Origin of the sequence: Agrococcus sp. GCM10030265, from assembly GCF_042666675.1 — a bacterium.
GTDB lineage: Bacteria > Actinomycetota > Actinomycetes > Actinomycetales > Microbacteriaceae > Agrococcus.
Genome location: NZ_JBHTCZ010000004.1, coordinates 248,460 through 273,523, shown reverse-complemented (window position 1 = coordinate 273,523; position 25,064 = coordinate 248,460). Strand labels below are relative to the sequence as shown.

Below are 25,064 nucleotides of genomic sequence, written 5' to 3'. Positions count from 1 at the left end.
GCGCGCACGCAGCCTGCACGCATCCCCAGGCTCGCGCCGCCCGGGCCCCGCCGCGAGCGACGCGTCGCGGCCGACGGCCGGAAGGCGTCAGACGAGCAGCGCCCCCGCGCGCGTGAACGCGGCGAGGTCGAGCTGCTCGCCGCGCAGGGTCGGATCGATGCCGATCGACTCGAGCGCGCTCGATGCCGCGGCCGACGACCCGAACACGCTCGAGAGCGCCTGCCGCAGCATCTTGCGCCGCTGCCCGAACGCCGCGTCGATCACGCGGAACGTCGCGCGGCGCAGCACGTCGTCGCCCGGCGTCTCGCCGCGACGGAAGCCCACGAGCACGCTGTCGACGTTCGGCACCGGCCAGAACACCTGGCGCGACACCTCGGCCTCGAGCGCCCACGACCCCCACCACGCGACCTTCGCGCTCGGCACGCCGTACGTCTTCGACCCGGGAGGCGCGGCGAGCCGATGCCCCACCTCCGCCTGCACCATCACGAGGATCCGGTCGATCGAGTCGAACGTCTCGAGCAGGTGGATGAGCACGGGCACCGACACGTTGTACGGCAGGTTCGCGACGACCGCCTCGGGCGCCACCGCGACGTCGGCCGCCGTCACGAGCAGCGCATCCTGCTGCACCACCGTGAGCGATGCGCCCGGCTGCTGCTCGACGAGCGTACGGGGCAGCCGTGCCGCGAGGCGCGGGTCGATCTCGACGGCCGTCACGGCGCAGCCGACCTCGGTGAGCCCGAGCGTCAGCGAGCCGAGCCCCGGCCCCACCTCGAGCACCGAGCGGCCCTCGACGTCGGCGGTGCGCACGATGCGGCGCACCGTGTTGGCGTCGTGCACGAAGTTCTGCCCCCAGCGCTTCGTGGGGGTGAGGTCGAGCTCGGCCGCGAGGCGGCGGATCTCGGTGGCGCCCAGCAGGCTCATGCCCACGTCCCGTACGCGCGATGGGTGTTCTCGGTGAGCTGCGCCGCGAGCGCGTCGGCGTCGACGCCGCGACGCTCGGCCATCGCGCGCACCGTGACGGGGACGAGGTACGGGCTGTTCGGCCGTCCGCGGTGCGGCGCGGGCGTGAGGAAGGGCGCGTCGGTCTCGACGAGCAGCAGCTCGGGATCGGCGACCGTGACGGCGCGGTGCAGGTTCCTCGCGTTGCCGAACGTCACGGTGCCCGCGAACGACATGTACCAGCCGTGCTCGTTGGCGATGCGCGCGAGATCCTCGTCGCCCGAGAAGCAGTGGAAGACCGTGCGCTCGGGGGCGCCGACGCGCAGCAGCGTCTCGACGACGGCGTCGTGCGCGTCGCGATCGTGGATCTGCAGCGCGATGCCGTGGCGCTTCGCGATGTCGATGTGCGCCTCGAACGACTCGTGCTGCGCGCGCCTGCCCTCCTCGCCGGTGCGGAAGAAGTCGAGCCCCGTCTCGCCGACGGCGCGCACGCGCGGCTCGGCCGCGAGCTCGTCGATGCGCGCGAGCGCCTCGAGCAGCGTGCCGGCGTCGGCGTAGCCGGGCGCCTCGTTGGGATGCAGCGCGACGGCCGCGAGCACGCGCGGGTCGGCGGCGGCGAGCGCTGCCGACCACTCCGACGACGGCACGTCGCCACCGACCTGGATGACGCCGGCGACGCCGGCGCGCTCGGCGGCATCGAGTGCCTCGCGATGTCCGAAGGCCTCGCCGTCCTTGATCTCGAGGTGCGTGTGGTTGTCGTAGACGGGCACGGCGAGCGGTGCCGGCTCGGGCGGGCGCGTCATGTCGCGGCCGGGGCTCGCGGCTCGCTCGCGCACGTACTCGCCGCCTGGCAGCGAGTGGGGTCCGGGCTCTTCGGGCAGCGTCACCCGTCAAGCCTAGGCGCGCCGGGCCGTCCGCTCGCGCGGATGCCGCGCCCGCCGCACCCGGGGCGGTGCCGCGCGCCGACGGCGCGACGAACGACTCGCCCGCTCGGTTGTGTGGTGTCGGCGACGGCGCTGCGCCATGCTCGAACCAGTCGAAGGAGGCCGACATGACCACCATCACGCGCACCACCCGCACGGCGCTCGCCCTGCTCGCGGCGACCGCGCTCGCGTGCACCGCCGCATGCTCGACGACCACGAGCCCCGGTGCATCCGGCGAGCCGAGCGACGAGCCCACGACGTCTGCGAGCCCGAGCCCGATCGACTCTGCCCCGCCCGCCGCCGGCGACCCGACGCCCATCCCCGACGACGACCCGCGCCTGTCCGACGCCATAGGGTCGCAGACGTTCCCGATCGTCGAGTGGGCGGAGGAGGGCACGGTCCTCACCGTCATGGTCGGCGGCTCGGGCTCCTCGGCGTGCGTCGCGGCACCGATCGGGGCGACGGTCGAGAGCGAGACGGCGATCGACGTCGAGTTCGCCCCGCCGCTGGGCGAGGTCATGTGCACCGCCGACTTCCGCGTCTACGGCTGGGAGTTCCCGCTCTCCGGCGAGGTCGACGCGACGCAGACCATCGAGGTGACGGTCGCCGGCCTGCAGGAGGGCGCCGAGCCGACCGTCGTGCCGCTCGCGCCGTAGTGGTCGACGAGCGTCAGCCGCGCATCGTCGAGGGCGTCCGGCTCGAGCGCGGCGCGCGGCGCGGCCTGCCGGACGACGTCGCGCTGCACGACCTCGCCGCCGGGCCGGTCGCGCGCCGCATGGGCGCCGACCGGCTCGTCGTCGCCGTGCTCGCGCCCTCCGATGCGCCACCCGTCGCCATCGCCGCACGCCGCCGGCGCGACGGCGAGGGCGTGGATGCGGTGCTGCAGCCGACGATCGCGAAGGGCGCCCGCGGCGACGACGTGCCATGGCACTGCGTGCTGCGGCTGCCCGAGCCGGTGGATGCCGCAGCGGCGCTCGCCGTGCGCATCCGCGGGCTCGGCGACGACGTGGAGGTCGTGGCGCAGCCAGCGGGATGAGGCGTGCGGCGCCGCTCGCTCAGGCCAGCTGCGCCAGCAGCTCGTCGATGCGCTCGAAGTCGGAGTCCATGCCGGACTCGTCGAGCCCCGACTCCACCATGCGGTCGCACGCCGCCTTCGAGCCGTACGTCGACGTGACGACGAGGTCGACGAGGCCGGGTGCGACCTCGACGAGCTCGAGCACCTCGAGCGTCAGGCCGTGCTCGCCCTCGAACTGCCAGGTGTGCGTGATCCGCGTCGGCAGCACCTCGTGGTACGACCCCCAGAAGCGGTAGCGCCCCTCGCCCACCTCGACCGTGTAGTCGAAGGCCCCGCCCGTGACGGCGTCGAAGCGGTCGAGGCGCACGCGAGAGCCGCGCGGACCCATCCACCGCACGAGGAGGTCGGCGGTCGTGTGCACGCGTTGCAGCTGCTCGACGGTCGCGCGGAACGTGCGGCGATGCACGATGCTCTGCTCGCCGACGCGCTCGTGGGTCGTCGTCGCCATGGTGCCTCCTCGGTCGTGCGGCGGATGCCGTCGCCCGTCGACGCTAGCCCGCTCCCCCGACGCGCGCGAGGGTCAGTCGGCGGCGGCGACGCGCGGCACGTAGATCCACGCCTCGCGGCCGGACGCGAGCGCGACCGTCGTGCGCTCGTAGCCGACCGACTCGTAGCGGTCCGTGGCGGCGAGGCCGGCGTCGTCGAGGGTGAGCACGCCGCCGTCGACGCGGTCGGCGAGGTCGCCGGAGCGCTCGATGCCCGGGTGCTCGTCGCTGCCCGACGCCGCGATGACTGCCGGATCGGTGATGCGCACGGTCGTGAGGCGCCAGCCGACGAGCGAGTCGGGCACCGTCGGCACCGTGCCGCCGTAGAGCGCCTGCTGCACCGAGGCCTGCCGCAGGGTGCCGAACGAGAACACGGCGTGCGACGCGGGCGTCGGACGCGGCGCGTCGGCGATCGACGGGTCGTCGAGCAGCGGCCCGTCGGCGCCCGGCACGCCGCGGTCGAAGCCGTCGACCGAGCTCACTGCGCCTCGATCCGCGGGAACAGGGGCGGGATCGTGTCGACGCGGCCCGTGCCGCGCCACGCATGCGCCGAGCGGATGTCCTGCTCGAGCACGGCGCCCTCGCCGCCGACCGCGGCCCACAGCTGCTGCGTCGCGCGCGTCATGACGGGCGCCAGCAGGATCGCGGCGGTGCCGATGCCCTGCACGAGCGTCGCGAGCACCGCATCGAGCCGCTCCTGCTGCGCATCGTCCTTCGCGAGCACCCACGGTGCCTGCTCGGTGACGAAGCCGTTGAGGCGGTCGACGATGCGCATCGCCTGGTCGATGGCCTCGTGGATCTGGAACCGGTCGATGGCGGCGTCCGCACGCGCCACCGACGCCTCGAGCAGCTCGGCGACCTCCGGCACGGGTGCGACGTCGGGCACGACGCCGTCGCGGTACCTCTGCACCATCGCGATCGTGCGGCTGGCGAGGTTGCCGAGGCCGTTCGCGAGCTCCGCGTGGTACCGCGCGTCGAGGTCCTCCCACGAGAACGACCCGTCCGAGCCGAACGCGATGGCGCGCATGAAGTAGTAGCGGAAGGCGTCGACGCCGAACACGTCGGTGATCTGCCTCGGCTCGATGCCCGTCGCCTTCGACTTCGACATCTTCTCGCCGCCGACGAGCAGCCAGCCGTGCCCGAAGACGTGGTCAGAGACGGGGATGCCCGCAGCCATCTGCATCGCGGGCCAGATGACCGCGTGGAAGCGTGCGATGTCCTTGCCGACGATGTGCGTCGCGGGCCAGCGGCGCGCGAACTGCTCCTCGTCGACGCCGTAGCCGATGGCGGTGACGTAGTTGAGCAGCGCCTCGAACCAGACGTACACGACGTGCGTGTCGTCCCACGGGATCTCGATGCCCCAGTCGAAGGTCGACCGGCTGATCGACAGGTCGGTGAGCCCCTGCGCCACGAACGAGCGCACCTCGTTGCGCACGTGCTCGGGCTGCACGTAGTCGGGGCGGTCGGCGTAGAGGTCGAGCAGCGGCTGCTGGAACTCGGAGAGCTTGAAGAAGTAGTTCGCCTCGCGCACCGTCTCGACGGGACGCGAGTGGATGGCGCAGACGAGCTGACCCTCGTACTCGCCCGTGCCCGGCACGAGGTCGTTCGCGGTCTTGTACTCCTCGCAGCCGACGCAGTACTCGGCCTCGAACTCGCCGTGGTAGATCCAGCCCGCGTCGTAGAGGCGCTGCAGGAAGATCCGCACGCCGCGCGCGTGACGCTCCTCCGTCGTGCGGATGAAGTCGTCGTTCGCGATGTCGAGCAGCTCGAGCTGCGGCTTCCACGCCGACTCGACGAGCCGATCCGTCCACTCCTGCGGCGTCGTGTCGTGCGCGATCGCCGTGCGCATGATCTTCTGGCCGTGCTCGTCGGTGCCCGTGAGCATGAAGGTGTCGTCGCCCCGCATCCGGTGCCAGCGTGCGAGCACGTCGGTGGCGACCTCGTTGTAGGCGTGGCCGATGTGCGGCACGTCGTTGACGTAGTAGATCGGCGTCGTGACCGTGAACCGCTCAGGCATGCCCTCCATCCTACGAAGGATGCGAGGCGCGTGACGCCGCGTCGCAGGCGGTGGGCGGCGCCGGGCCGCGGTCGTCAGCCGCGGCGGACGGCGAGCGCTGCGTCGTACAGCTCGCTGCGGCCTCGACCCGTGCGCTCGGCGACCGCGCCCGCGGCCTCCTTGAGACGCTCGCCGGCTGCGACGCGTGCGAGCACGTCGGCGACCGCGTCCTCGAGGGATGCGGGCGCCGGCTGCGCACCGCCGATGACGAGCACGATCTCGCCCTTCACGCCCTCGCGCGCCCACGGCTCGAGCTCGGCAGCCGTGCCGCGGCGCACCTCCTCGAAGCGCTTCGTGAGCTCGCGCGCGACGGCGACGGGCCGGTCGCCCAGCACGTGGGCGACGTCGGCGAGCGCGTCGGCGATGCGGTGGGGCGACTCGAAGAGCACGACGGTGCGGCGCTCGTCGGCGAGGCCCCGCAGGGCTGCGCGACGCTCGCCCTGCTTGCGCGGCAGGAACCCGTCGAACGCGAACCGGTCGGTCGGCAGGCCGGAGAGCGCGAGGGCCGTGAGCACGGCGGAGGGGCCGGGCAGCACCGTCACGGGCACGCCGGCTGCGATGGCGGCCTGCACGAGCCGGTAGCCGGGGTCGCTCACCGTCGGCATCCCCGCGTCGGTGAGCAGCAGCACGTCGACGTCGCGCGCCTGCTCGGCGAGCTCGGGCGCAAGCGCATCCTCGGTGTGCTCGTGCACGGCGACGAGCCTCGGGCGCTCGTCGCGCCGCACGTCGAGCGCCGCGAGCAGCCGCTGCGCCGAGCGGGTGTCCTCCGCCGCGATGACGGGAGCGGAGGCGAGCGCCTCGCGCAGCCGCGTCGTCGCGTCGCCGAGGTTGCCGATGGGCGTGGCGGCGACGAGGAGCATGTCGTCCATCCAAGCGCACGCGCGTGCGCACGCACGGAGGGCGCCCGTGGGAGGATCGCCGGGTGACGCCGACGGATGCCGCCCCCGAGCATCCGTCGACACCCTCGCAGCCCGCGCCGCGACGCAGCATGCTCGCACCGCTGCAGACGCCGACCGCGCGCCGCGTCATCGACCTCGCCTCGCCCATCGGCGTCGTCGCGCTCGCCGCCGTGCTGCGGCTGACGAACCTCGGCGAACCGCACGAGCTCGTCTTCGACGAGACGTACTACGTGAAGGACGCCTACTCGCTGTGGCAGCTCGGGTACGAGGGCCGCTGGCCGGAGGACGCGAACGCCGCGTTCGTCGCCGGCTCGTCGACCCTCGAGTCGACGGCGTCGTTCGTCGTGCACCCGCCGCTCGGCAAGTGGATCCTCGGCATCGGCATGGGCCTCGGCGGCATCGAGGATCCCGTCGCCTGGCGGTGGCCCGCCGCGGTCGTCGGCATCCTCGTCGTCGCGCTCACGCTGCTCGTCGCGCGCGGGCTCACCCGCTCGTGGACGTGGGGCGCGCTCGCCGGCCTGCTGCTCGCCGTCGACGGGCAGGCGATCGTGATGAGCCGCACGGTGCTGCTCGACCAGACGCTCGCGCTCCTCGTGCTCGCAGGCGCGGGCGCCCTGCTGCTCGACCGGCTCGGCGCCGCGGCGCGCATCGCACGATGGCGGCACGCGCATCCGGGCTCCTGGCTCGGCCCCGCGCTGTGGGCGCGACCATGGATCGTCGCAGCCGGCGTCGCGCTCGGCGCCGCGTGCGCCGTGAAGTGGTCCGGGCTGTACTTCGTGGCGGCCTTCGGCCTGTGGTCGGTGGCGCTCGACGCGCTCGACCGACGCCGCGCGGGCGTGCGGGGCTGGCACGTCGGCACGCTCGTGACGCAGGCGCCGACGAGCCTCGTGCTGCTCATGCTGCCCGCCATCGCCGTCTACCTGGCGTCGTGGACCGGATGGTACGGCGGCGGCTACTCGTCCGACTGGGCCGAGGAGCACCCCGACGAGCTGCTGACGGGCGCGCTCGCCTGGGTGCCGGATCGGCTGCAGAGCCTGTGGCACTACCACGAGCAGATGTGGACGTTCCACGTCGGCCTCACGAACGACCACCCGTTCGAGAGCCCCGCGTGGCAGTGGCTGCCGATGCTGCGCCCCACCGCCTTCCTGCTGCACCTCGACGGCGACATGATGACGTTCATTACGGCGTTGGCGAACCCGTTCGTCTGGTTCCCGGCCGTCGCGGGCCTGCTCGTGCTGCTCTACCGCATCGGGGCGCGGCTCGACCGGGCGGCGGCCTTCCTCGTCGTCGCCGTCGCCGCCGGCTACGTGCCGTGGCTCGCCTTCCCCGACCGCACGATCTTCGCCTTCTACACGATCGTGTTCGAGCCGTTCCTCGTCGTCGGCCTCGCGTACCTGCTGTGGCGGCTCGTGCACGGGCGCGTGCGACCCGCGACGGCCCGCGTCGGTCGCATCCTCGTCGCCGCGCTCGTCGTGCTCGCCGTCGCGGGCGCCGTGTTCTTCGCGCCGCTCTGGTACGGCGTGTGGATGCCGGAGGATGCGCTGCGCCTGCGGTACTGGCTGCCCGGCTGGCGCTGACGCGGGGTGCTGCTGGCTCGGCACCGAGCCCGCCGGGGCCGGTCGTCGAGCGGGAGACCGCGAGATCCGCGCCCGCGGGCATGATGGTGCCGTGACCGACGCGCCCCTCGCCATCCCGCATGCCGACGCCGAGCCCATCGACGCCATCGTGTCGGAGCCGGACGGCGACGCCTGGGCGACCGTGGCGCTCGCGCACGGCGCGGGTGCCGGCATGCGGCACGCGTTCATGGAAGGGATGGCGCACGCGCTCGCCGGGCAGGGCCTGCGCGTCGTGCGCTTCGACTTCCCGTACGTGACCGCCGGCAGGCGCTTCCCCGACCGTGCGCCTGCCGCGATCGCCGCGTGGCGCTCGGTGGCGGGCGCCGCCCGTGCGCTCGGCCAGGTGCCGTTCGTCGCGGCGGGCAAGTCGTTCGGCGGCCGCATGGCGACGATGGCCGTCGCCGAGGGCCTGCCCGCCGACGCGCTCGTCTCGCTCGGCTACCCGCTGCACGCGCCCGGCAAGCCCGAGCGCCTCCGCGACGAGCACCTGTACGGCATGACGACGCCGCACCGCATCGTGCAGGGCACGAACGACCCCTTCTCGTCCGGCGACCTGCTCGAGGGCGTCGTCGCGCGCATCGGCCCGTCGACGACGATCGACGCCGTCGAGGGCGGCGGGCACTCGTTCGAGGTCAAGGGCCGCAAGCGCGCACCCGAGGTCATCGCGGCCGAGCTCGCGCCCCGGATCGTGGTCTGGCTGCGCGCGACCCTCGGCTGACGCGCAGCACCAGGTCGCTGCATCCACCCGCCGCGCACGAGATGAGCGTGGGCGGGCCGCCGGGTGGAATGCACCCTCGGCGTGCCGCCCACGCTCATCCCGTGCACGCACGAGGGCCCCGACGCCGAAGCGCCGGGGCCCTCGAGGCAGCGTGCGGTCAGTTCACCTCGGCGGGGTCGGCCGAGACGCGACCCGCGACGCCCTGGTCGAGCGCGTCGATCGCCGCCATCTGGTCGGCGTCGAGCTCGAAGTCGAAGACCTCGGCGTTCTCGCGCATGCGCGCGGCGCGGTTCGACTTCGGGAAGACGATGTGGCCGTGCTGCAGGTGCCAGCGCAGCAGCACCTGCGCCCACGACTTCTCGTGCGCCTCGGCGATCGATGCGACCTGCGACTCGTAGTCGACCTTGCCCTGGCCGAGCGGGCCCCACGCCTCGAGCAGGATGTCGTGCTCGGCGGCGATCGCGGCGGTCTCGCGCTGCTGGAACTGCGGGTGCAGCTCGATCTGGTCGACGACGGGCTTCGCACCGCCCTCGGCGAGCAGCTGCGGCAGGTAGCGGTGGTCGAAGTTCGACACGCCGATCGACGTCGTGAGGCCCTCGGACTGCAGCTCCTGGAACGTCGTCCAGGTCTCCTGCCACAGACCCTTCTCAGGGCAGGGCCAGTGCACGAGGTACAGGTCGACGCGCTCGAGCCCGAGCCTCTCGAGGCTCGTGGCCATCGCATCGCGCGACGCCGTGCGGCCCTGGTCGTCGTTCCAGCACTTCGTCGTGACGTACAGCTCGTCGCGGGCGATGCCGGATGCGGCGATCGCGCGACCGACGCCCTCCTCGTTGCCGTACACGGCGGCGGTGTCGATGTGGCGGTAGCCGGCCTCGAGCGCGTCGGTGACGATGCGCTCCGTCTCGGCGGGGTTCACCTTGAACACGCCGAACCCGAGCTGCGGGATGCTCGTGCCGTCGTTGAGCTGGACCGTGGGGATGGACGTCATGCATGCTCCTTCTCGTCTGCGAGCGTCGCGGGCCGCGCAGGGTCGCCGCGGGCCGATGGCGTGACGCGCTCGACGTCGACGAGCCTACTGACGTGTCGTCAGCCGACGACCTCCTCGACCCAGGCCTTGACGACGGCCCACGAGGCGCTGCCGGGATCGAGGTGCGCGAAGTGCTCCTCCCCCTCGACGACCTCGAGGCGCACGTCGTCGCCCGCGGCGATCGCGGTCGCGGCGTAGGACTCGCTCTGCGACGGAGGCACCGTGACGTCCTGATCGCCCGTGACCACCAGCTGCGGCACGCCGAGCGGCACCATCTGCGCCGGCGAGGCGATCGCCGCGACGTCGGCGGGCACCGCCGCGTCGGGGTCGATCTCGAGCAGCGACGCGACGGCGCCGCCGCCGAGCGACTGCTCCTGCGCCGTGACGAGATCGTTGACGCCCGCCTGGCTCGCCGCCGCGACGGGCACGAGCACGGGGCGCGCGCCGGGCACGCCCTCGGGCAGCGTGGGCCTGCCTGCGGCCCACAGCGCCAGGTGGCCGCCCGCCGAGTGCCCGACGATCGCCACCCGCCACACGTCGAGGCCCGCATCCGCACCGACGGTCGCGAGCAGGTCGACCGCAGCCGCGACGTCGTCGAACGTCGCGGGGCGACCGCCGCCTGCGCCGACGCCGCGGTAGTCGACGTTCCACACCGCGTAGCCGTCGGCCACGAGGTCGGCGGCGATCGCAGCCTCGAGCGACCGGTCGTAGCCGGCCTGCCAGTAGCCGCCGTGCACGAGGATCACCGTCGCGCGGGCCGTGCCGGAGGGGAGGATGAGGTCGCAGACCTGCGCGGGGTCGTCGCCGTATGCGTGCGTCGTCGTGGTCACCCCACCATCCTCGTCGACGAGCTCCTCGATGGGATCCTCGGCGCAGGCCGCGAGCGCGAGCACGCCCCCGGCGCCGAGCCCTGCGAGCAGGGCGCGTCGCGTGAGCACGTCAGCGCCTGCGCGGCACGGTCAGCGCGAGCGTGAGCAGCGCGACGAGCAGTGCAGCGCCCGACATGAGCCAGCTCACGGTGCCGCTCGGGATGCCCGCCCGGGCGCCCGCCGTCGGCACCACCGCGAGGACGGGCACGAGCAGCACCGCGGCCCACGCCCACCATCGCGCGCCGGAGGCGAGGATCCATCCGGCGACGCCGCCGAGCAGCACGAGCGACGAGCCCGAGACGACCCAGCGAGTCCACATCGGCAGCCCCGCGCCCGAGAGGACCGCCTGCTGCAGGACGAACCCGGCGGCGACGAGCACCACGAGGACGACGACGCCGAGCAGGCGCCCGACGATGCCGCCGGGCGCGAGCAGGTACGCCGCCGCCGTCGCGGCGAGCCCGAAGACGACGATGCCGAGCTGGTGCGACAGCACATCCCAGCCGTACGCCTCCGGACGCAGCAGCAGCGTGACGAGCGCGCCCTGCGACTGCTGCAGCACGATCGCACCGCCCGTGATGCCGAGGAGGCCCGCGAGCAGCCAGTGACGGCGATCGAGCAGGCGACCGGCGCGCAGCGGCTCGAGCGGGGCGCCAGGATGCGCGGGCACCGGCACGCCGTGCGGCGTGGGCGGCGCGAAGGGCGCGCCGTGCGGCATGGGCGGCGCGAGGGGCGCGCCGTGCGGAGGGGGCAGGGTCATGCGCTCAGCGAAGCACCGGGCGCTGGGTGCGCGCTGACGCCTCGCCCGGGAGCGGGCGGGGCGTCGACCGCGCGGGAGCGGGCGGAGCGTCGACCGCGCGCGACCGCAGGGTCGGGGCGATCAGGCCGCCTCGTACGTCTCGCAGTGCGCGGTGCCCTGCCCGCCCGCGATGCGCACCTCGCCGGCGAGGCACAGCGCCGACTGGTTGTGCACGCAGTCGAGGCGCTGGCATGCGCCGACGTGGCTGATCACCTTCGGCAGCCCGCCGTCGATGCCGAGCGGCAGGAACGTCGCGCAGTCGGCGCCGGCGCCGTCGACGGTGATCGCGGGCGCATGGCACCCGTCGTGGTTGTAGCCGCACGTCGTCGCGGTGCACGACGTCACGGTGGGGAGCTGCTCGATGGTCATGGCGATCCTCCTCGGCTCGTGCGTCGAGGATGCTCCTGTCGCCGACGCCTGTCCAGCAAGGACAGGCTGCCCTGACCGGCGCTTCCTCCGGCGCGCGCACCCCGCGTCAGGCGTCGATCGCGCGGCGGACGTGCAGGCGCCGTGCAGCGGGGTGGGTCACGCTGGGCTTCACAGCCCGCGACACCACGGAGCCGCCATGCGTCGTCGAATACTCGCCGCCCCCATCGCCCTGGCGGTCGTGCTCGCCGGCTGCGCCGTCGAACAGGGCGCGTCGCCATCGCCGTCGGCGGTGACCTCGCCGACCCCGTCGGTGGCGCCGACGTCCTCTGCGACACCGACACCGACCCCGACCCCGACCCCGATACCGACGCCGTTCGCGGAGCCGGTTGCCGAGCCACCGCAATGCGGAGACGCCTACGTCGTCGAGTCGAGCCGGGGCGGCGCCCATGGGATGTCCGGCACAGACGCGGAGGTGCTCGCCGCGCTCATGCCGCGCCCTGCGTTCCTCGCCGCCGATGCGCTCGACGGGCTCGACACCTTCTGCACCGTGACGACGACCACGCTGGTTGACGGACCGCCGAACCCGGATGGCACACCGCGCATCCTCGACGTGTCGATCGCGTTCGTGGGGGGTGGCGCCGCGACCGACGAGTCGCTCGCAGCCTGGGCCGCGGCCAACGGTTACGCCGCGGACGGCGGCGGCGACTACCCGGAGCACGTCGCTCCGGCCGCCGCGGACGGCACGACCACGAGGAAGATCGTCTGGATGCCGGCGTCGTACCTCGGGTGGGACGAGGCCGAGGCCTTGGCACAGTCCACGCTGCTCGGGGTCGACGTGGCGATCGACGACCGCGTCGTCGTCTTCTACGACTTCACGATCCCGCAGGGCTAGCGGAACCGCGCACCCCGCGTCAGGCGTCGATCGCGCGGCGGAGGTAGTGGATGCGGTCGCGCAGCTGCTGCATCGACGCCTTCGCCACCTCGGGCCCGCCGCACACGCGCCGCGCCTCTGCGTGCACCATGCCGTGCGTCTGCCCGCGCTTCTTCGCCACGATCGACACGAGCGCGTTGAGCAGCTGACGATCCTCGCGCAGCGACCGGAAGAGCGCGTCGGGCTGCGGCTGCACGGGCTTCTCGGCGATGCGCGACGCCTGCCTGCGCTGGCGGCGCTGCAGCATCTCGGACACCTCCTCGGGCTCGAGGATGCCGGGGATGCCGATGAAGTCGTGCTCCTCGTCGGTGCCGGGCTCGACGAGCTGCCCGAACTCCTGGTCGCCGAAGAGCACCTTGTCGAACGTCGCGGCCGACGACAGCGGCTGCCACGTGAACGGCGACTCCTCGCGCTCCTCCTTGTCGGGCTTCGCCGCCGCCTCCATGAGGGCGTCGTCGAGCAGCTCGTCGTCGTCGGTGGGCTTGCCGAGCGCGTGGTCGCGCTGCCGCTCGAGCTCGGCCGCGAGCTGCAGCAGCACGGGCACCGACGGCAGGAACACGGTCGCGGTCTCGCCGCGGCGCCGCGATCGCACGAAGCGACCGATCGCCTGCGCGAAGAACAGGGGTGTCGCCGACGACGTGGCGTAGACGCCCACCGACAGGCGCGGCACGTCGACGCCCTCGGAGACCATGCGCACCGCGACCATCCAGCGCGACTCGGAGGCTGAGAACTCCTCGATGCGCGCGCTCGCGCCCGCGTCGTCGCTGAGCACCACGGTGACGTGCTCGCGGCAGATGCCCTCGAGGATCGCGGCGTACTGGCGCGCCTGCGCCTGATCGGTCGCGATGACGAGCCCGCCGGCGTCGGGCACCTGCTCGCGCACCTGGCTGAGCCGGGCATCCGCGCTCTGCAGCACCTGCTGGATCCACGTGCCGCCGGGGTCGAGCGCCGTGCGCCACGCGGCCGACGTGATGTCCTTCGCGTCCTCGTGGCCGAGCGTCGCGCGCATCTCGTCGCCCATCGACGTGCGCCACTCCATCGTGCCCGCGTACGCCATGAACAGCACGGGGCGCACGACGTGGTCGGCGAGCGCGCGGGCGTAGCCGTAGTCGTAGTCGGTGGCCGAGTAGCGCACGCCGTCCTCGGCGGGCGCGTACTCGACGAACGGGATGGGTGCGTCGTCGCTGCGGAACGGGGTGCCCGTGAGCGACAGGCGCCGCGTCGCCGGCGCGAACGCCTCGCGCACCGCGTCGCCCCACGAGAGCGCGTCGCCCGCGTGGTGCACCTCGTCGAGGATGACGAGCGAGTCGGCCGAGCGCGTCATGCGCTCGTGCAGCGCCGGCCGCGCGGCGACCTGCGCATAGGTGACGGCGACGCCGTGGTAGTGCCGCGCGGCCTCGCCGTGCGCATTGCGGAAGCCGGGGTCGAGGCGGATGCCCGCGCGCGCCGCCGCATCGGCCCACTGCGTCTTCAGGTGCTCGGTGGGCGCGACCACCGTGACGCGACGCACGGCGCCTCGTCGCAGCAGCTCGGAGGCGAGGCGCAGCGCGAACGTCGTCTTGCCTGCGCCGGGCGTCGCCGCCGCGAGGAAGTCGCGCGGCTCCCTCTCGAAGTAGCGCTCGAGCGCCTCCTGCTGCCAGGCCCGCAGCGTCTGCGTCGTGCCCCAGGCCGCACGCTCGGGATACGCGGGGCTGAGGTGGTCTGCGGCCCAGGAACCGTAGTGCTGGGGCTCGCTGGACATGAGCACCAACGGTAGCCCTGACCGCCGACGCGACACGAAGCGCGCACCCACGGTCAGCCGCCGCGCACGGTCGCGGCGTAGCATCCGCAGCATGCACTTCCCCATCGGACTGCTCGCCATCGCCGTGGCCATCTCGATCGCCGCGTGGCGCACGCGTCCGCGCTGGTGGATGTGGGCGGTCGGCGCCCTCGTCGCGATCGGGCTCGTGTGGAGCGTGCTGTCGATCGTCGGCGTGACGGTGACGCTCGGCGGCATCGTCGCAGCGACGATCGGTTGGGTCTACCTCGGGCTGTGCCTCACCGTCATGCTCGCGGCGGTCTTCGTGCTCGAGCGCCGCGGCCCGAACGGCGAGGAGGCGCCGCCCCTCATCGGCGACAACCCCCTCGACGGCGACACGGACGACCGCGACGATCCGGCGCCGTCGCCGCACCTGCCGTAGCGCGCTCGCGCGGCGCCTCAGCGCGTCCGCGCCACCCGGCCCTCGTCCCACACGGGGGCATCCGCCTCCACGACCTCGCCATCGGCCTGGAACACGAGGAAGCGGTCGAAGGTGCGCGCGAACCAGCGGTCGTGCGTGACGGCGAGCACCGTGCCCTCGAAGCGTCCGAGCGCCTCCTCGAGCGCCTCCGCCGAGACGAGGTCGAGGTTGTCGGTCGGCTCGTCGAGCAGCAGGAGCGTGACGCCCGCGAGCTCGAGCAGCAGGATGCGGAACCGTGCGCGCTGCCCGCCGGACAGCTGCTCGTAGCGACGCTCGGATGCATGGGCGAGCCCGTAGCGGTCGAGCGCGGCGCTCGCGGGCTCGCGAGGCATCCCCTGCCGCTCGTCGTCGCCGCGATGCAGGATGTCGAGCAGCGTGCGCCCCTCGAGCCCCGCGGCGGCATGGCTCTGCGCGAACCATCCGGGCACGACGCGCGCGCCGAGCACCGCTCGGCCCTCGTGCTCGACGCGCCCGATCGTCGCGCCCACGCTCGTGACGTGGCCGAGCGTCGCATCCGGATCGCTGCCGCCGTGCGCGAGCAGGCGCAGGAAGTGGCTCTTGCCCGAGCCGTTCGCACCGAGCACGGCCACGCGGTCGCCGAACCACACCTCGAGGTCGAAGGGGCGCATGAGCCCCGTGAGCTCGAGCCCCGTGCAGACGACGGCGCGCTTGCCGGTGCGTGCGCCGCGCAGCCGCATCGCGAGATCCTGGGCAGGCGGCCTCGCCTCGGGCGGCCCCGCCGACTCGAAGCGCGCGAGCCGCGTCTGCGCAGCCTTGTAGCGGGCCGCCATGACGTCGCTCATCGTCGCCTGCACGCGCAGGGTGTGCACGAGCGTGCGGAGCTGCTGGTGCTGCTCGTCCCAGCGCCTGCGCAGCTCGTCGAGACGGGCGAAGCGCGCCTCGCGCGCCTCCTGATAGGTCGCGAACCCGCCGCCGTGCACCCACGCCGACGAGCCCGCGGGGCTCGCCTCGAGCGTGACGACGCGATCGGCGGCGTTCGCGAGCAGCTGCCGATCGTGCGACACGAGCAGCACGGTCTTCGACGTCTCGCGCAGCCGCTCCTCGAGCCAGCGCTTGCCGGGCACGTCGAGCGCGTTGTCGGGCTCGTCGAGCAGCAGCACCTCCTCGGGCCCGCGCAGCAGCGCCTCGAGCGCGAGCCGCTTCTGCTCGCCACCCGAGCAGGTCGCGAGCGCGCGCCATCGCGCTCGCTCGAACGGCAGGCCGAGGGCGGCCATGGTGCAGCGGTCCCACACGACCTCGTGCTCGTAGCCGCCGGCCTCCGCGTAGTCGGCGATCGCCGCGGCGTACGCGAGCTGCGTGCTCGTGTCGTCGCGCTCGAGCATCGCCGCCTCCGCCGCCTGCAGCGCGAGCGCCGCGAGCCGGATGCGCTCGGGCGCGACCGCGACCAGGAGGTCCTCGACCGTCGCGTCGGCGCGATCGGCGACGCCGATGGTCTGGTCCATGACGCCGAGGCCGCCCTGCACCTGCACGCTGCCCTCGTGCGGTCGCAGCGCGCCGCGCACGATGCGCAGCAGCGTCGACTTGCCGGCGCCGTTGGCGCCGACGAGCGCGGTCGTGCGGCCCTCTGGCACGCGGAAGCCGACGTCCGTCAGCAGCGGTCGGCCATCCGGCAGCGCGTACGAGACGCCGCCGACGTCGATGAAGCCCATGGTTGCGTCCTGCGGTCCGTGCGGCGGGCGGGGCCCGGCCACCCGCGGTGGGCAGCCGACCAGGCTAGGGCATGCGTGCTGCGCGCATCGTGGGCGTGCCGCTCGGGCGCCCCCGCGCCGGCGCATCTGCTCCTGGGTGCGCGTTCGCGGGGCGTCGGCGTCCTCGTTCGCGTCTGCGTCTCGCCGGCGATTCCGGCAGCCGAGGGAACATGCCACTCCATGCCGGGATCGCCTGCGAGACGCACACCCGCCGCCGAGGGATCGCCTGCACGACGGAGCACCGCCGCCGAGGGCTCGGGCGCCGAAGGGCGCCGGAGGGGGCTACGCCCCGGGCGTCGCGTCGTACGTCACCCAGCGCGTGCGGGTGGCGACGCGGTCGTAGAGGCGCTGCGCCGTCGCGTTGTCGTCGGCGGTGATCCAGCGCACGACGGATGCGCCCTCGAGGGCCGCGATGCCGCCGAGATGGGCGACGAGCGCGCGACCGACGCCCGTGCCGCGCGCCGACTCAGCCGCGTACAGGTCGTCGAGCCAGACGCCGACGGTGCCGGTCGAGGGCCGCGCGAAGCGTCGGTGGTGCGCGATGCCGACGAGCTCGCCGTCGGCATCGGCGACGAGACCGCGCACCTCGTGGTCCGCATCCGTCAGCCACGACCACACGCGCTCGACCACCGCCTCGTCGGGCTCGAGCCGGTAGAAGTCGCGGTACGCGCGGAACAGCGTCGCCCACTGCTCGCGGTCGTCGGTGCGGAGGGGCCTGATCGTCACGGGCATGCCCCGATGCTGTCATCCACAGGCTGCGGGCGGGCGGCTTCGCTAGCATCCACGCGACGGAAGGTGGCACGATGTCCGACCCCGAGATCCCCGCCGAGATGCCACCGGTGACGCCGGCGTTCCAGGCCGACCTCGACGCGTACACGAAGGGCCAGCTCGACGAGGAGGAGCTCGTCGAGCGCTACATGGACCGCCTCGGCTACGGCGACATGTGGCGCAGGCAGCAGCGCCTCGAGCCGGGCGAGCTGCCCGAGTAGCGCACGCCCGTCGCGCGTGCCGGCGCCGAGCCGCACGCCGGCCCCTCGCGGACCACGTCCTCGGCGAACGCGCGCACGCACCGCGCGCGCGACGCGAGAGGATGGTGGGGATGCACATCGCCTACCCGGCCGAGCTGCCGGTCTCCGCGCGCCGCGACGAGATCGCGGCCGCCATCGCGGCGCACCAGGTCGTCATCGTCGCGGGCGAGACGGGCTCCGGCAAGTCGACCCAGCTGCCGAAGATCTGCCTCGACCTCGGCCGCGCCGCCATCGCCCACACGCAGCCGCGCCGCATCGCCGCGCGCACGATCGCCGAGCGCGTCGCCGACGAGCTGCAGGTCGAGCTCGGCGCCGAGGTCGGCTACCAGGTGCGCTTCACCGACAAGGTCAGCTCGGCCACGAAGGTCGCCGTCATGACCGACGGCGTGCTGCTGAACCGCATCCACCGCGACCCCGACCTGCGCCAGTACGACACGATCATCATCGACGAGGCGCACGAGCGCTCGCTCACGATCGACTTCCTCATCGGCTACCTGCAGCGCCTCCTCCCCCGCAGGCCCGACCTGCGCGTCGTCATCACGAGCGCGACGATCGACCCGGAGTCGTTCTCGCGGCACTTCGGCGGCGCGCCGATCATCGAGGTCTCGGGCCGCACGTACGGCGTCGACGTGCGCTACCGGCCGCTCACGCGCGAGGCGATGGCAGACGACGGCGACGACGACGACGCGCACGACGACGTCGACCCGATCGACGGCATCCACGACGCGATCCAGGAGATCTGGCGCGACGACGAGGGCGACGTGCTCGTGTTCCTCTCGGGCGAGGCCGAGATCCGGGATGCGCAGGACGCCCTCGCCGGCAGGCTCGGCGCCGGCGTCGAGATCCTGCCGCTCTACGGGCGGCTCTCGGCCGCCGAGCAGCATCGCGTGTTCGAGCGGCGCCCCGCGGGCGTGCGGCGGCGCGTCGTGCTCGCGACGAACGTCGCCGAGACGAGCCTCACGGTGCCGGGCATCCGCAACGTCGTCGACACCGGCACGGCCCGCATCTCGCGCTACTCCACGCGGGCGAAGGTGCAGCGCCTCCCGATCGAGGCCATCAGCCAGGCGTCGGCGAACCAGCGCTCCGGTCGCGCGGGCCGCGTCGCGCCCGGCATCGCCATCCGCCTCTACGCCGAGGACGACCTCGCGAGGCGGCCCGCGTTCACCGATCCCGAGATCCTGCGCACGAACCTCGCCTCCGTCATCCTGCAGGCCGCGACGCTCGGGCTCGGCCCGCTCGAGGACTTCCCGTTCCTGCAGCCGCCCGAGCGGCGCGCGATCGCCGACGGCACCGACCTGCTGCGCGAGCTGCAGGCCATCGAGCGCTCGGGCGCCGTCACCCGCATCGGTCGCGGCATCTCGCGCCTCCCCGTCGATCCGCGGTTCGCGCGCATGGTGCTCGCGGGGGTGGATGCGGGCGTCGCCGACGCCGTCATCCCCATCGTCGCGGCGCTGTCGATCCAGGATCCGCGCGAGCGACCGCTCGAGCATCGTGCGCGCGCCGACCAGCTGCACGCGCGCTTCGCCGACCCGACGAGCGACTTCGTGTCGTTGCTGAACCTGTGGCGCTACCTGCGCGAGCAGCAGCGGCAGCGCTCGGGCAACCAGTTCCGGCGCATGTGCCGCGACGAGCACCTCAACTTCCTCCGCGTGCGCGAATGGCAGGACGTCGTGCGGCAGCTCGAGCGCTCGCTGCCGAGGGATGCGCAGCCCGCGCGGGGCGGTCGCGATCACGAGACGAGCGCCGAGCCGTTCTCGACGAGCGCGACCGAGATCCACAAGGCGCTCCTCGCAGGCCTCCTCAGCCAGATCGGCGTGCGCGACGCCGAGCGACGCGACTTCGTCGGCGGGCGCGGCACCCGCTTCCACGTGCACCCCTCCTCGACGCTGTCGAAGAAGCAGCCGCAGGCGGTCATGGCGGCCGAGCTCGTCGAGACGTCGCGGCTCTTCGCGCGCGTCGTCGCGGGCATCGACCCCGCGTGGGCCGAGCCGCTCGCCGGCGACCTCGTGAAGCGGCAGTGGTTCGAGCCGCGCTGGTCGAAGCGTGGCGGCTCGGCGATCGCGACCGAGCGCGTCACGCTCTACGGCGTGCCGATCGTGCCGCAGCGGCGCATCCAGCTCGCACGCGTCGACCCCGTGCTCGCGCGCGACCTCCTCATCCGCCACGGCCTCGTCGCCGGCGAGTGGCAGGTGCGCGAGCGGTTCCTCGACGCCAACCGCGCCCTCATCGCCGAGATCGAGCGGCTCGAGGAGCGGCAGCGCCGCCGCGACCTGCTGCTCGACGACGAGCGCATCGTCGAGCTCTACGACGCCCGCATCCCCATGCACGTCACCGACGCGCGCGCCTTCCAGCGGTGGTGGCGCGATGCGCGCACCGCGACGCCCGACCTGCTGACGTTCACGCGCGACGACCTCCTCGGGCGCGAGGACGGCCCGGCCGAGGACGAGTACCCCACGACCTGGCGGCAGGGCGATCAGACGCTGCGCCTGTCGTACCGCTTCGAGCCCGGTGCGGACGACGACGGCCTCACGGTGCACGTGCCCATCGCGCTGCTGCCGCGCCTCACCCCGGCCGGCTTCGACTGGCTCGTGCCCGGCATGCGCGAGGAGCTGCTCACCGCGATGATCAAGGCGCTGCCGAAGCACGTGCGCCGCCACGTCGTCCCGGCGGGCGACTGGGCGCGCACGATGCTCGCCGACCTGCCCGCCGAGCCGACGGATGCGTCGATCGCCCAGGTGCTCGCCGACCGCATCCGATCGGTGGCGCACACGCCCGCGGATGCGTCGGACGTCGACTGGGCGCGCGTGCCCGGGCACCTGCTGCCGCGATTCGTCGTCGAGGGCGCGAAGGGCACGGTGCTCGGGGCGGGCCGCGACCTGGCGGCGCTGCAGGCGCGGCTCGCGCAGCGAGCGACCGTCGAGGTCGCCGCGGCCGTGTCGCACGACATCGAGCGCACGGGCGTCGACGGATTCGTCGGCGACGTGCCCCGCCACGTCGACGTGCGCCAGGGGCAGGGCACCGTGCGCGCCTACCCGGGGCATCGGCTCGCGAAGGGGGGCCGCGTCGACGTCGCGCTCTTCTCGACCGAGGCCGAGCGCGACGCCGCCGAGCATGCCGCCACGCGCCGCATGCTCGCCGACGCCGTGCAGTCGCCGCAGTCGTACGTGCAGGCGAACCTGTCGAACGCCGAGCGGCTCGCGCTCGGCGCATCCCCCTACCCGTCGACGGCGCGGCTCTTCGACGACGTGCTGCTCGCCATCGTCGACGAGGAGCTCGCGCTCGGCGGCCCCGTGCGCTCGGCGCAGGACTTCGCGCGCATCCGCACGGCCGTGTCGCTCGGGCTCGTCGAGCGCATGTTCGACGTCACGGCGCGCGTCGCCGCCGTGCTGACGGCCGCGCGCGCAGCGGATGCCGCGATCCGCGACGTGTCGTCGCTCGCGTACATGGCGCAGCTCGCCGACGCGCGCGCGACGCTCGACGGGCTCGTGCACGACGGCTTCGTCGTGGCGACGGGCGCGACGCGCCTCGCACGGCTGCCCGTGCACGTGAAGGCCGTCGAGCACCGGGTGCGGCGGCTGCCCGAGACGGCGCATCGCGACGTGCAGTGGATGGCCGAGGTGCAGCAGGCGATCGACGCCCTGCGGGCCGCAGGCGGCAGCATCCCCCTCCCCTCCTCGGCGCCCCAGCGGCTCGTGGAGGCGAGGTGGATGGTCGAGGAGCTGCGCGTCAGCCTCTTCGCGCAGACGCTCGGTGCCCGCGGCCCCATCTCGGTGCAGCGCATCCGCAGGGCGCTCGCGCAGCCCTGACGCGCCTCCGCTGGATCCTCGAGTGGTCTTCGGCCGCCTTCGACCTCGCAAGCGGCCGAGAGCCTCCGAGGAACTCGGAGGGCAGAGGCGTGGGCGGCGGGGCTGACGCGGATAGGTTGGATGCGTGAGCGCCGTCATCGTCGACGTCCTGCGCACCGCATCGGGCCGGGGCAAGCCCGGCGGTGCGCTGTCCGCGTGGCATCCCGCAGCCCTCCTCGGCACGGTCATCGCCGAGCTCGTCGCCCGCGCCGGCATCGACCCGGTGCTCGTCGACGACGTGTACGCGGGATGCGTCACCCAGGTCGGCAGGCAGAGCCAGAACGTCGCACGCTCGGCAGCGCTCGCCGCAGGCCTCCCCGTCACGGTGCCGGGCACGACGATCGACCGGCAGTGCGGCTCGAGCCAGCAGGCCATCCACTTCGCCCACGCTGCCATCGCGTCCGGGCTCGCCGAGTGCGTCGTCGCGTGCGGCGTCGAGCTCATGTCGACCCATCCCATCGGCTCCGCGGCCGCCGGAGCCGACCCGATCCCCGCGCAGGTGCACGCCCGCCTCCCCGGCCTCACGCATCAGGGTGTCGCCGCCGAGCTGGTCGCCGCGCGATACCGCATCGGACGCGACGCGCAGGACGAGTACGCCGCCCGCAGCCACGCCCGAGCCGCCGCGATCGACTGGGGCGACGAGATCCTGCCCGTCGCCGGCATCGCGGGCGAGCATGCGATCGACGAGACGATCCGCCCCGCGACGAGCATCGAGGGCCTCGCCGGCCTGCAGCCCGCGTTCCGCTCCGACGCGCTCGCCGCCCGGCACCCGGGCCTCGCGTGGTCGGTGACGGCGGGCAACGCGTCGCCGCTCACCGACGGCGCCTCCGCCGTGCTCGTGACGAGCGAGGCGTTCGCGGCACGCCACGGCCTCGCGCCGCGCGTGCGCATCGTCGACTCCGTCGTCGTCGGCTCCGACCCCGTCGAGATGCTCTCGGGCGTCATCCCCGCCACCGAGCGCATCCTCGCCCGTGCCCGCCTGCGCATCGAGGACGTCGACCTCGTCGAGGTCAACGAGGCCTTCGCCTCCATCCCGCTCGCATGGCTCGCCGCGATCGGCGGCGACGGCGATCGCCTCAACGCCCGCGGCGGCGCGATCGCGCTGGGCCATGCGCTCGGGTCGAGCGGCACGCGCATCATGGCGACGCTCGTGCACGGCCTCGAGCGCTCGGGCTCGCGCCTGGGCCTGCAGACGATGTGCGAGGGCGGCGGCATGGCCAACGCGACCCTCGTCGAACGGCTCTGACCGGCTCGCCGCCCACCGGCGCCGCGTCGATCGACCCACCCACCCACGAGGAGGATCCATGGACATCGCAGGCACCAGCGCGCTCGTCACGGGCGGCGCGAGCGGACTCGGCGCCGCCACGGCGCGCTTGCTGCGGGATGCGGGCGCCCACGTCGTCGTCGCCGACATGCGCGCGGGCGACGACGAGGGCGTCCGCTACGTCGAGACCGACGTGACGGACGGCGACCAGGTGCAGCGGGCGGTGGATGCGGCGAGCGACGCTGCGCCGCTGCGCATCGTCGTGCAGTGCGCGGGCGTCGCGACCGCCGAGCGCACCGTGGGCAAGGATGGGCCGTTGCCGCTCGAGCGCTTCTCTCGCGTCATCGCCGTGAACCTCGTCGGCACGTTCAACGTCGCCCGGCTCGCGGCGGCGCGCATGCAGGAGACCGAGCCCGTGGGCGAGGAGCGCGGCGTGCTCGTGCACACGGCGTCGGTGGCGGCGTTCGACGGCCAGGTCGGGCAGGCGGCCTACTCGGCGTCGAAGGGCGGCGTCGCGGCCATGACGCTGCCGCTCGCGCGCGAGCTCGCACGCAGCCGCATCCGTGTGATGACGATCGCGCCGGGCATCTTCGCGACCCCCATGATGTCCGGGCTGCCCGAGGCGGCGCAGGCGTCGCTCGCCGAGCAGATCCCGCATCCGTCGCGCCTCGGCGACCCCGCCGAGTACGCGGCGCTCGTGCGGCACGTCGTCGAGAATCCGATGCTCAACGGCGAGACGATCCGCCTCGACGGGGCGATCCGCATGGCGCCGCGCTGACCCGCACGGGTCATCGACTGGTCGCTCGTCGGGGGCGACCGGTCGCTCGTCGGCCCCACGAGCGACCAGTCACCCCCCACGAGCGACCAGTCACCCCCCACGAGCGACCAGTCACCCCCCACGAGCGACCAGTCACCCCCAACGAGCGACCAGTCGAGGCATGGGGTGGGGTAGGCGGCACGGGCGGCGCGGGCGGGGCGGCGCGGGGTGGAGCGCGCGGGCGGGGCGGCGCCAGCGGGGCGGAGCCGGCGCACAGGAGGCGGACAGGAGACGAGTAGGCTCTCGACATGCGTGCGTACGGGGAGGTACTGACGACACCCGGCGTCGCACGCATCATGGCGGCGCAGCTCGTCGCCCGCTTCCCGCAGGGCATGTACTCGCTCGGGCTGCTGCTGCACGTCGAGCGCACGTTCGACTCGTACGCAGCCGCCGGCCTCGTGCTCGCAGCGCTCTCGATCGGCCAGGGCGTCGCAGGCCCGCTCACGACGCGGTGGATGGGGCGCTGGGGCACGCGCCCCGTGCTGCTGCTCACCCTCGCCGTCGCCGCGTCGAGCGTGCTCGTCATCGCGCTCGTGCCGCTGTCGCTCGCCGCCATGACGGCCGTCGGCGCCCTCGCCGGGCTCGCGATGCCGCCCATCACGCCCGCGGTGCGCACGCTCTACCCGACGATGGTGACGCAGCGCATGCTGTCGCGCCTGTTCAGCCTCGACGCGACGCTGCAGGAGATCATCTGGGTCGTCGGCCCCGTCGCGATCACGTTCGTGTCGACGCAGGTCGGCACGGTGGAGGGCCTCGTCGTGGCGGCGGGCGTGCAGCTGCTCGGAGGGCTGTGGTTCGTCGCCTCCCCCGAGGTGGGGCGCATGCGCATCCCGCCGTCGGCGCGGCGCATCGGCGGCGTGCTGCGCAAGGTGCCCGTCGTGCTCGTGGTCGTCACGGGCATGCTGCTCATCGGCGGCTTCGCGGCGTCGGAGGCCGCGGTCGTGTCGGTCTTCGGGCACGACGGCTTCGAGGCGGGGCTCGTCATCGCGGCCAACGCGTTCGGCTCGCTCGTCGGCGGCCTCGCGCTCGGCGGCGTCACCATCCGCCGCCGCTCGCTCGCGATCCGCATCGCGGTGTGCGCCGCGGGCTTCGGCCTCGCGTGCGTCATGCTCGACTTCTGGTGGCTCGCGCTCATGTTCTTCGTCGCGGGCATCGGCATCGCGCCGGCGCTGTCCGCCATGTCGTCGATCGTCGCGGCGACGGTGCGCTTCTCGGACACCCCCGAGGCGTACGGATGGATCGGCTCCGGCCAGCTGATCGGCGCGGCCGTCGGCTCGGCGGCCGCCGGCATCCTCATCGACTGGCAGGGGCCGCTCGGCGGCTTCGCCGTGGCGTTCGTGCTCGCGTCGGCCGCCGCGCTCGTCGCGTGGGTGCTGCGCCACCGGCAGCCGGATCTCTCGGAGGGCATCGGCGAGCCGCCCGAGACCGCACCGGTCGAGCTGCCCCGCTGACCCCCGGCGGCCACGGCGCAGCCGCCGT

The 25,064-nt window shown here is 74.0% G+C and carries 24 protein-coding genes; 11 read left to right on the top strand and 13 right to left on the bottom strand.

The genetic code is table 11. The annotated features are described in order from the left end of the window. Positions 1–87 precede the first annotated feature (87 nt). Positions 88–927, bottom strand: a complete 840-nt coding sequence (rsmA, locus tag ACFQPP_RS13015) for a 16S rRNA (adenine(1518)-N(6)/adenine(1519)-N(6))-dimethyltransferase RsmA (RefSeq protein ID WP_376917066.1) — start codon at positions 925–927, stop codon at positions 88–90. Further along, positions 918–1,742, bottom strand: coding sequence for a TatD family hydrolase (locus ACFQPP_RS13010; protein ID WP_376917334.1), 825 nt, complete (start codon positions 1,740–1,742; stop codon positions 918–920). Before ACFQPP_RS13010 ends, rsmA begins: the two co-directional genes overlap by 10 nt. A 248-nt stretch (positions 1,743–1,990) precedes the next feature. Between ACFQPP_RS13010 and ACFQPP_RS13005 the strand changes: the two genes are divergently transcribed. Both ACFQPP_RS13005 and ACFQPP_RS13000 read left to right on the top strand, forming a co-directional pair. Then, complete coding sequence (locus ACFQPP_RS13005; RefSeq protein WP_376917065.1) at positions 1,991–2,518, top strand: hypothetical protein; 528 nt, start codon at positions 1,991–1,993, stop codon at positions 2,516–2,518. Continuing rightward, positions 2,518–2,898: a hypothetical protein gene (locus tag ACFQPP_RS13000; protein WP_376917064.1), complete on the top strand. Its 381-nt coding sequence runs from the start codon at positions 2,518–2,520 to the stop codon at positions 2,896–2,898. The genes ACFQPP_RS13005 and ACFQPP_RS13000 overlap by 1 nt, the downstream gene beginning before the upstream one ends. Before the next feature lie 19 nt (positions 2,899–2,917). Here the strand turns inward: ACFQPP_RS13000 and ACFQPP_RS12995 are convergent, their stop codons facing one another. The 4 genes from ACFQPP_RS12995 to rsmI all read right to left on the bottom strand — a co-directional run bounded on the left by ACFQPP_RS12995 (position 2,918) and on the right by rsmI (position 6,338). Next, positions 2,918–3,385: an SRPBCC domain-containing protein gene (locus ACFQPP_RS12995; RefSeq protein ID WP_376917063.1), complete on the bottom strand. Its 468-nt coding sequence runs from the start codon at positions 3,383–3,385 to the stop codon at positions 2,918–2,920. A gap of 72 nt (positions 3,386–3,457) precedes the next feature. Further along, on the bottom strand, positions 3,458–3,904 hold the full coding sequence (locus tag ACFQPP_RS12990; protein ID WP_376917062.1) for a gamma-glutamylcyclotransferase family protein: 447 nt from the start codon (positions 3,902–3,904) through the stop codon (positions 3,458–3,460). Then, positions 3,901–5,439, bottom strand: coding sequence for a methionine--tRNA ligase (gene metG / locus ACFQPP_RS12985; protein ID WP_376917061.1), 1,539 nt, complete (start codon positions 5,437–5,439; stop codon positions 3,901–3,903). Before metG ends, ACFQPP_RS12990 begins: the two co-directional genes overlap by 4 nt. Positions 5,440–5,513: 74 nt before the next feature. Further along, the gene (gene rsmI, locus ACFQPP_RS12980) at positions 5,514–6,338 is read right to left on the bottom strand and encodes a 16S rRNA (cytidine(1402)-2'-O)-methyltransferase (RefSeq protein ID WP_376917060.1); all 825 of its coding nucleotides are present in this window, start codon (positions 6,336–6,338) and stop codon (positions 5,514–5,516) included. Positions 6,339–6,400: 62 nt separating this feature from the next. Here rsmI and ACFQPP_RS12975 point away from each other — a divergent pair, with 62 nt between their 5' ends. Both ACFQPP_RS12975 and ACFQPP_RS12970 read left to right on the top strand, forming a co-directional pair. Next, a complete protein-coding gene (locus ACFQPP_RS12975) occupies positions 6,401–7,954 on the top strand; it encodes a dolichyl-phosphate-mannose--protein mannosyltransferase (protein WP_376917059.1) in 1,554 nt (517 codons plus the stop codon). A 91-nt stretch (positions 7,955–8,045) separates the two neighbouring features. Then, entirely contained in the window at positions 8,046–8,711 is a 666-nt protein-coding gene (locus ACFQPP_RS12970; RefSeq protein WP_376917058.1) for an alpha/beta family hydrolase, read from the top strand. A gap of 157 nt (positions 8,712–8,868) precedes the next feature. Here ACFQPP_RS12970 and ACFQPP_RS12965 read toward each other — a convergent pair whose 3' ends face one another. The 4 genes from ACFQPP_RS12965 to ACFQPP_RS12950 form a co-directional block, all read right to left on the bottom strand. Beyond that, complete coding sequence (locus tag ACFQPP_RS12965; protein ID WP_376917057.1) at positions 8,869–9,699, bottom strand: aldo/keto reductase; 831 nt, start codon at positions 9,697–9,699, stop codon at positions 8,869–8,871. A gap of 98 nt (positions 9,700–9,797) precedes the next feature. Next, positions 9,798–10,676, bottom strand: coding sequence for an alpha/beta hydrolase family protein (locus ACFQPP_RS12960; protein WP_376917056.1), 879 nt, complete (start codon positions 10,674–10,676; stop codon positions 9,798–9,800). Position 10,677: 1 nt separating this feature from the next. After that, positions 10,678–11,364 (bottom strand): hypothetical protein, encoded by a 687-nt coding sequence (locus ACFQPP_RS12955; protein ID WP_376917055.1) that lies wholly within the window; start codon positions 11,362–11,364, stop codon positions 10,678–10,680. Between the two features lie 120 nt (positions 11,365–11,484). Then, entirely contained in the window at positions 11,485–11,772 is a 288-nt protein-coding gene (locus ACFQPP_RS12950) for a DUF1540 domain-containing protein (protein ID WP_376917054.1), read from the bottom strand. Between ACFQPP_RS12950 and ACFQPP_RS12945 the strand changes: the two genes are divergently transcribed. Further along, a complete protein-coding gene (locus tag ACFQPP_RS12945; protein ID WP_376917053.1) occupies positions 11,771–12,664 on the top strand; it encodes a hypothetical protein in 894 nt (297 codons plus the stop codon). The two genes, ACFQPP_RS12950 and ACFQPP_RS12945, sit on opposite strands and share 2 nt — an antisense overlap. Before the next feature lie 19 nt (positions 12,665–12,683). On the opposite strand, the gene ACFQPP_RS12940 is transcribed toward ACFQPP_RS12945, so the two are convergent. After that, positions 12,684–14,444, bottom strand: a complete 1,761-nt coding sequence (locus ACFQPP_RS12940; RefSeq protein WP_376917052.1) for a DEAD/DEAH box helicase — start codon at positions 14,442–14,444, stop codon at positions 12,684–12,686. 91 nt (positions 14,445–14,535) lie between these two features. On the opposite strand from ACFQPP_RS12940, the gene ACFQPP_RS12935 reads away from it, so the two are divergent. Then, positions 14,536–14,883 carry a hypothetical protein gene (locus ACFQPP_RS12935; RefSeq protein WP_376917051.1) on the top strand — a complete coding sequence of 116 codons (348 nt, stop codon included), beginning with the start codon at positions 14,536–14,538 and terminating at the stop codon, positions 14,881–14,883. Between the two features lie 17 nt (positions 14,884–14,900). Here ACFQPP_RS12935 and ACFQPP_RS12930 read toward each other — a convergent pair whose 3' ends face one another. Together ACFQPP_RS12930 and ACFQPP_RS12925 are read right to left on the bottom strand one after the other, a co-directional pair. Continuing rightward, complete coding sequence (locus ACFQPP_RS12930) at positions 14,901–16,592, bottom strand: ATP-binding cassette domain-containing protein (RefSeq protein ID WP_376917050.1); 1,692 nt, start codon at positions 16,590–16,592, stop codon at positions 14,901–14,903. Between the two features lie 321 nt (positions 16,593–16,913). Further along, complete coding sequence (locus ACFQPP_RS12925) at positions 16,914–17,363, bottom strand: GNAT family N-acetyltransferase (protein WP_376917049.1); 450 nt, start codon at positions 17,361–17,363, stop codon at positions 16,914–16,916. 71 nt (positions 17,364–17,434) lie between these two features. On the opposite strand from ACFQPP_RS12925, the gene ACFQPP_RS12920 reads away from it, so the two are divergent. The 5 genes from ACFQPP_RS12920 to ACFQPP_RS12900 all read left to right on the top strand — a co-directional run bounded on the left by ACFQPP_RS12920 (position 17,435) and on the right by ACFQPP_RS12900 (position 25,036). Beyond that, positions 17,435–17,620: a hypothetical protein gene (locus ACFQPP_RS12920; RefSeq protein WP_376917048.1), complete on the top strand. Its 186-nt coding sequence runs from the start codon at positions 17,435–17,437 to the stop codon at positions 17,618–17,620. Between the two features lie 101 nt (positions 17,621–17,721). After that, positions 17,722–21,465: an ATP-dependent RNA helicase HrpA gene (hrpA, locus tag ACFQPP_RS12915; protein WP_376917047.1), complete on the top strand. Its 3,744-nt coding sequence runs from the start codon at positions 17,722–17,724 to the stop codon at positions 21,463–21,465. Between the two features lie 124 nt (positions 21,466–21,589). Beyond that, positions 21,590–22,750 carry a thiolase family protein gene (locus ACFQPP_RS12910; protein ID WP_376917046.1) on the top strand — a complete coding sequence of 387 codons (1,161 nt, stop codon included), beginning with the start codon at positions 21,590–21,592 and terminating at the stop codon, positions 22,748–22,750. Between the two features lie 58 nt (positions 22,751–22,808). Next, on the top strand, positions 22,809–23,546 hold the full coding sequence (locus ACFQPP_RS12905) for an SDR family NAD(P)-dependent oxidoreductase (protein WP_376917045.1): 738 nt from the start codon (positions 22,809–22,811) through the stop codon (positions 23,544–23,546). Between the two features lie 287 nt (positions 23,547–23,833). Beyond that, complete coding sequence (locus tag ACFQPP_RS12900; protein WP_376917044.1) at positions 23,834–25,036, top strand: MFS transporter; 1,203 nt, start codon at positions 23,834–23,836, stop codon at positions 25,034–25,036. Positions 25,037–25,064: the final 28 nt, after the last annotated feature.

Bases quoted from the DNA above. Each gene is read 5' to 3' on its own strand.
- ACFQPP_RS13010 (WP_376917334.1), bottom strand. From the start codon at position 1,742: ATGACGCGCCCGCCCGAGCCGGCACCGCTCGCCGTGCCCGTCTACGAC.
- ACFQPP_RS13005 (WP_376917065.1), top strand. From the start codon at position 1,991: ATGACCACCATCACGCGCACCACCCGCACGGCGCTCGCCCTGCTCGCG.
- ACFQPP_RS12995 (WP_376917063.1), bottom strand. From the start codon at position 3,385: ATGGCGACGACGACCCACGAGCGCGTCGGCGAGCAGAGCATCGTGCAT.
- metG (WP_376917061.1), bottom strand. From the start codon at position 5,439: ATGCCTGAGCGGTTCACGGTCACGACGCCGATCTACTACGTCAACGAC.
- rsmI (WP_376917060.1), bottom strand. From the start codon at position 6,338: ATGCTCCTCGTCGCCGCCACGCCCATCGGCAACCTCGGCGACGCGACG.
- ACFQPP_RS12965 (WP_376917057.1), bottom strand. From the start codon at position 9,699: ATGACGTCCATCCCCACGGTCCAGCTCAACGACGGCACGAGCATCCCG.
- ACFQPP_RS12955 (WP_376917055.1), bottom strand. From the start codon at position 11,364: ATGACCCTGCCCCCTCCGCACGGCGCGCCCCTCGCGCCGCCCATGCCG.
- ACFQPP_RS12945 (WP_376917053.1), top strand. From the start codon at position 11,771: ATGGCGATCCTCCTCGGCTCGTGCGTCGAGGATGCTCCTGTCGCCGAC.
- ACFQPP_RS12950 (WP_376917054.1), bottom strand. From the start codon at position 11,772: ATGACCATCGAGCAGCTCCCCACCGTGACGTCGTGCACCGCGACGACG.
- ACFQPP_RS12940 (WP_376917052.1), bottom strand. From the start codon at position 14,444: ATGTCCAGCGAGCCCCAGCACTACGGTTCCTGGGCCGCAGACCACCTC.
- ACFQPP_RS12935 (WP_376917051.1), top strand. From the start codon at position 14,536: ATGCACTTCCCCATCGGACTGCTCGCCATCGCCGTGGCCATCTCGATC.
- ACFQPP_RS12930 (WP_376917050.1), bottom strand. From the start codon at position 16,592: ATGGGCTTCATCGACGTCGGCGGCGTCTCGTACGCGCTGCCGGATGGC.
- ACFQPP_RS12925 (WP_376917049.1), bottom strand. From the start codon at position 17,363: ATGCCCGTGACGATCAGGCCCCTCCGCACCGACGACCGCGAGCAGTGG.
- ACFQPP_RS12920 (WP_376917048.1), top strand. From the start codon at position 17,435: ATGTCCGACCCCGAGATCCCCGCCGAGATGCCACCGGTGACGCCGGCG.
- hrpA (WP_376917047.1), top strand. From the start codon at position 17,722: ATGGTGGGGATGCACATCGCCTACCCGGCCGAGCTGCCGGTCTCCGCG.
- ACFQPP_RS12905 (WP_376917045.1), top strand. From the start codon at position 22,809: ATGGACATCGCAGGCACCAGCGCGCTCGTCACGGGCGGCGCGAGCGGA.
- ACFQPP_RS12900 (WP_376917044.1), top strand. From the start codon at position 23,834: ATGCGTGCGTACGGGGAGGTACTGACGACACCCGGCGTCGCACGCATC.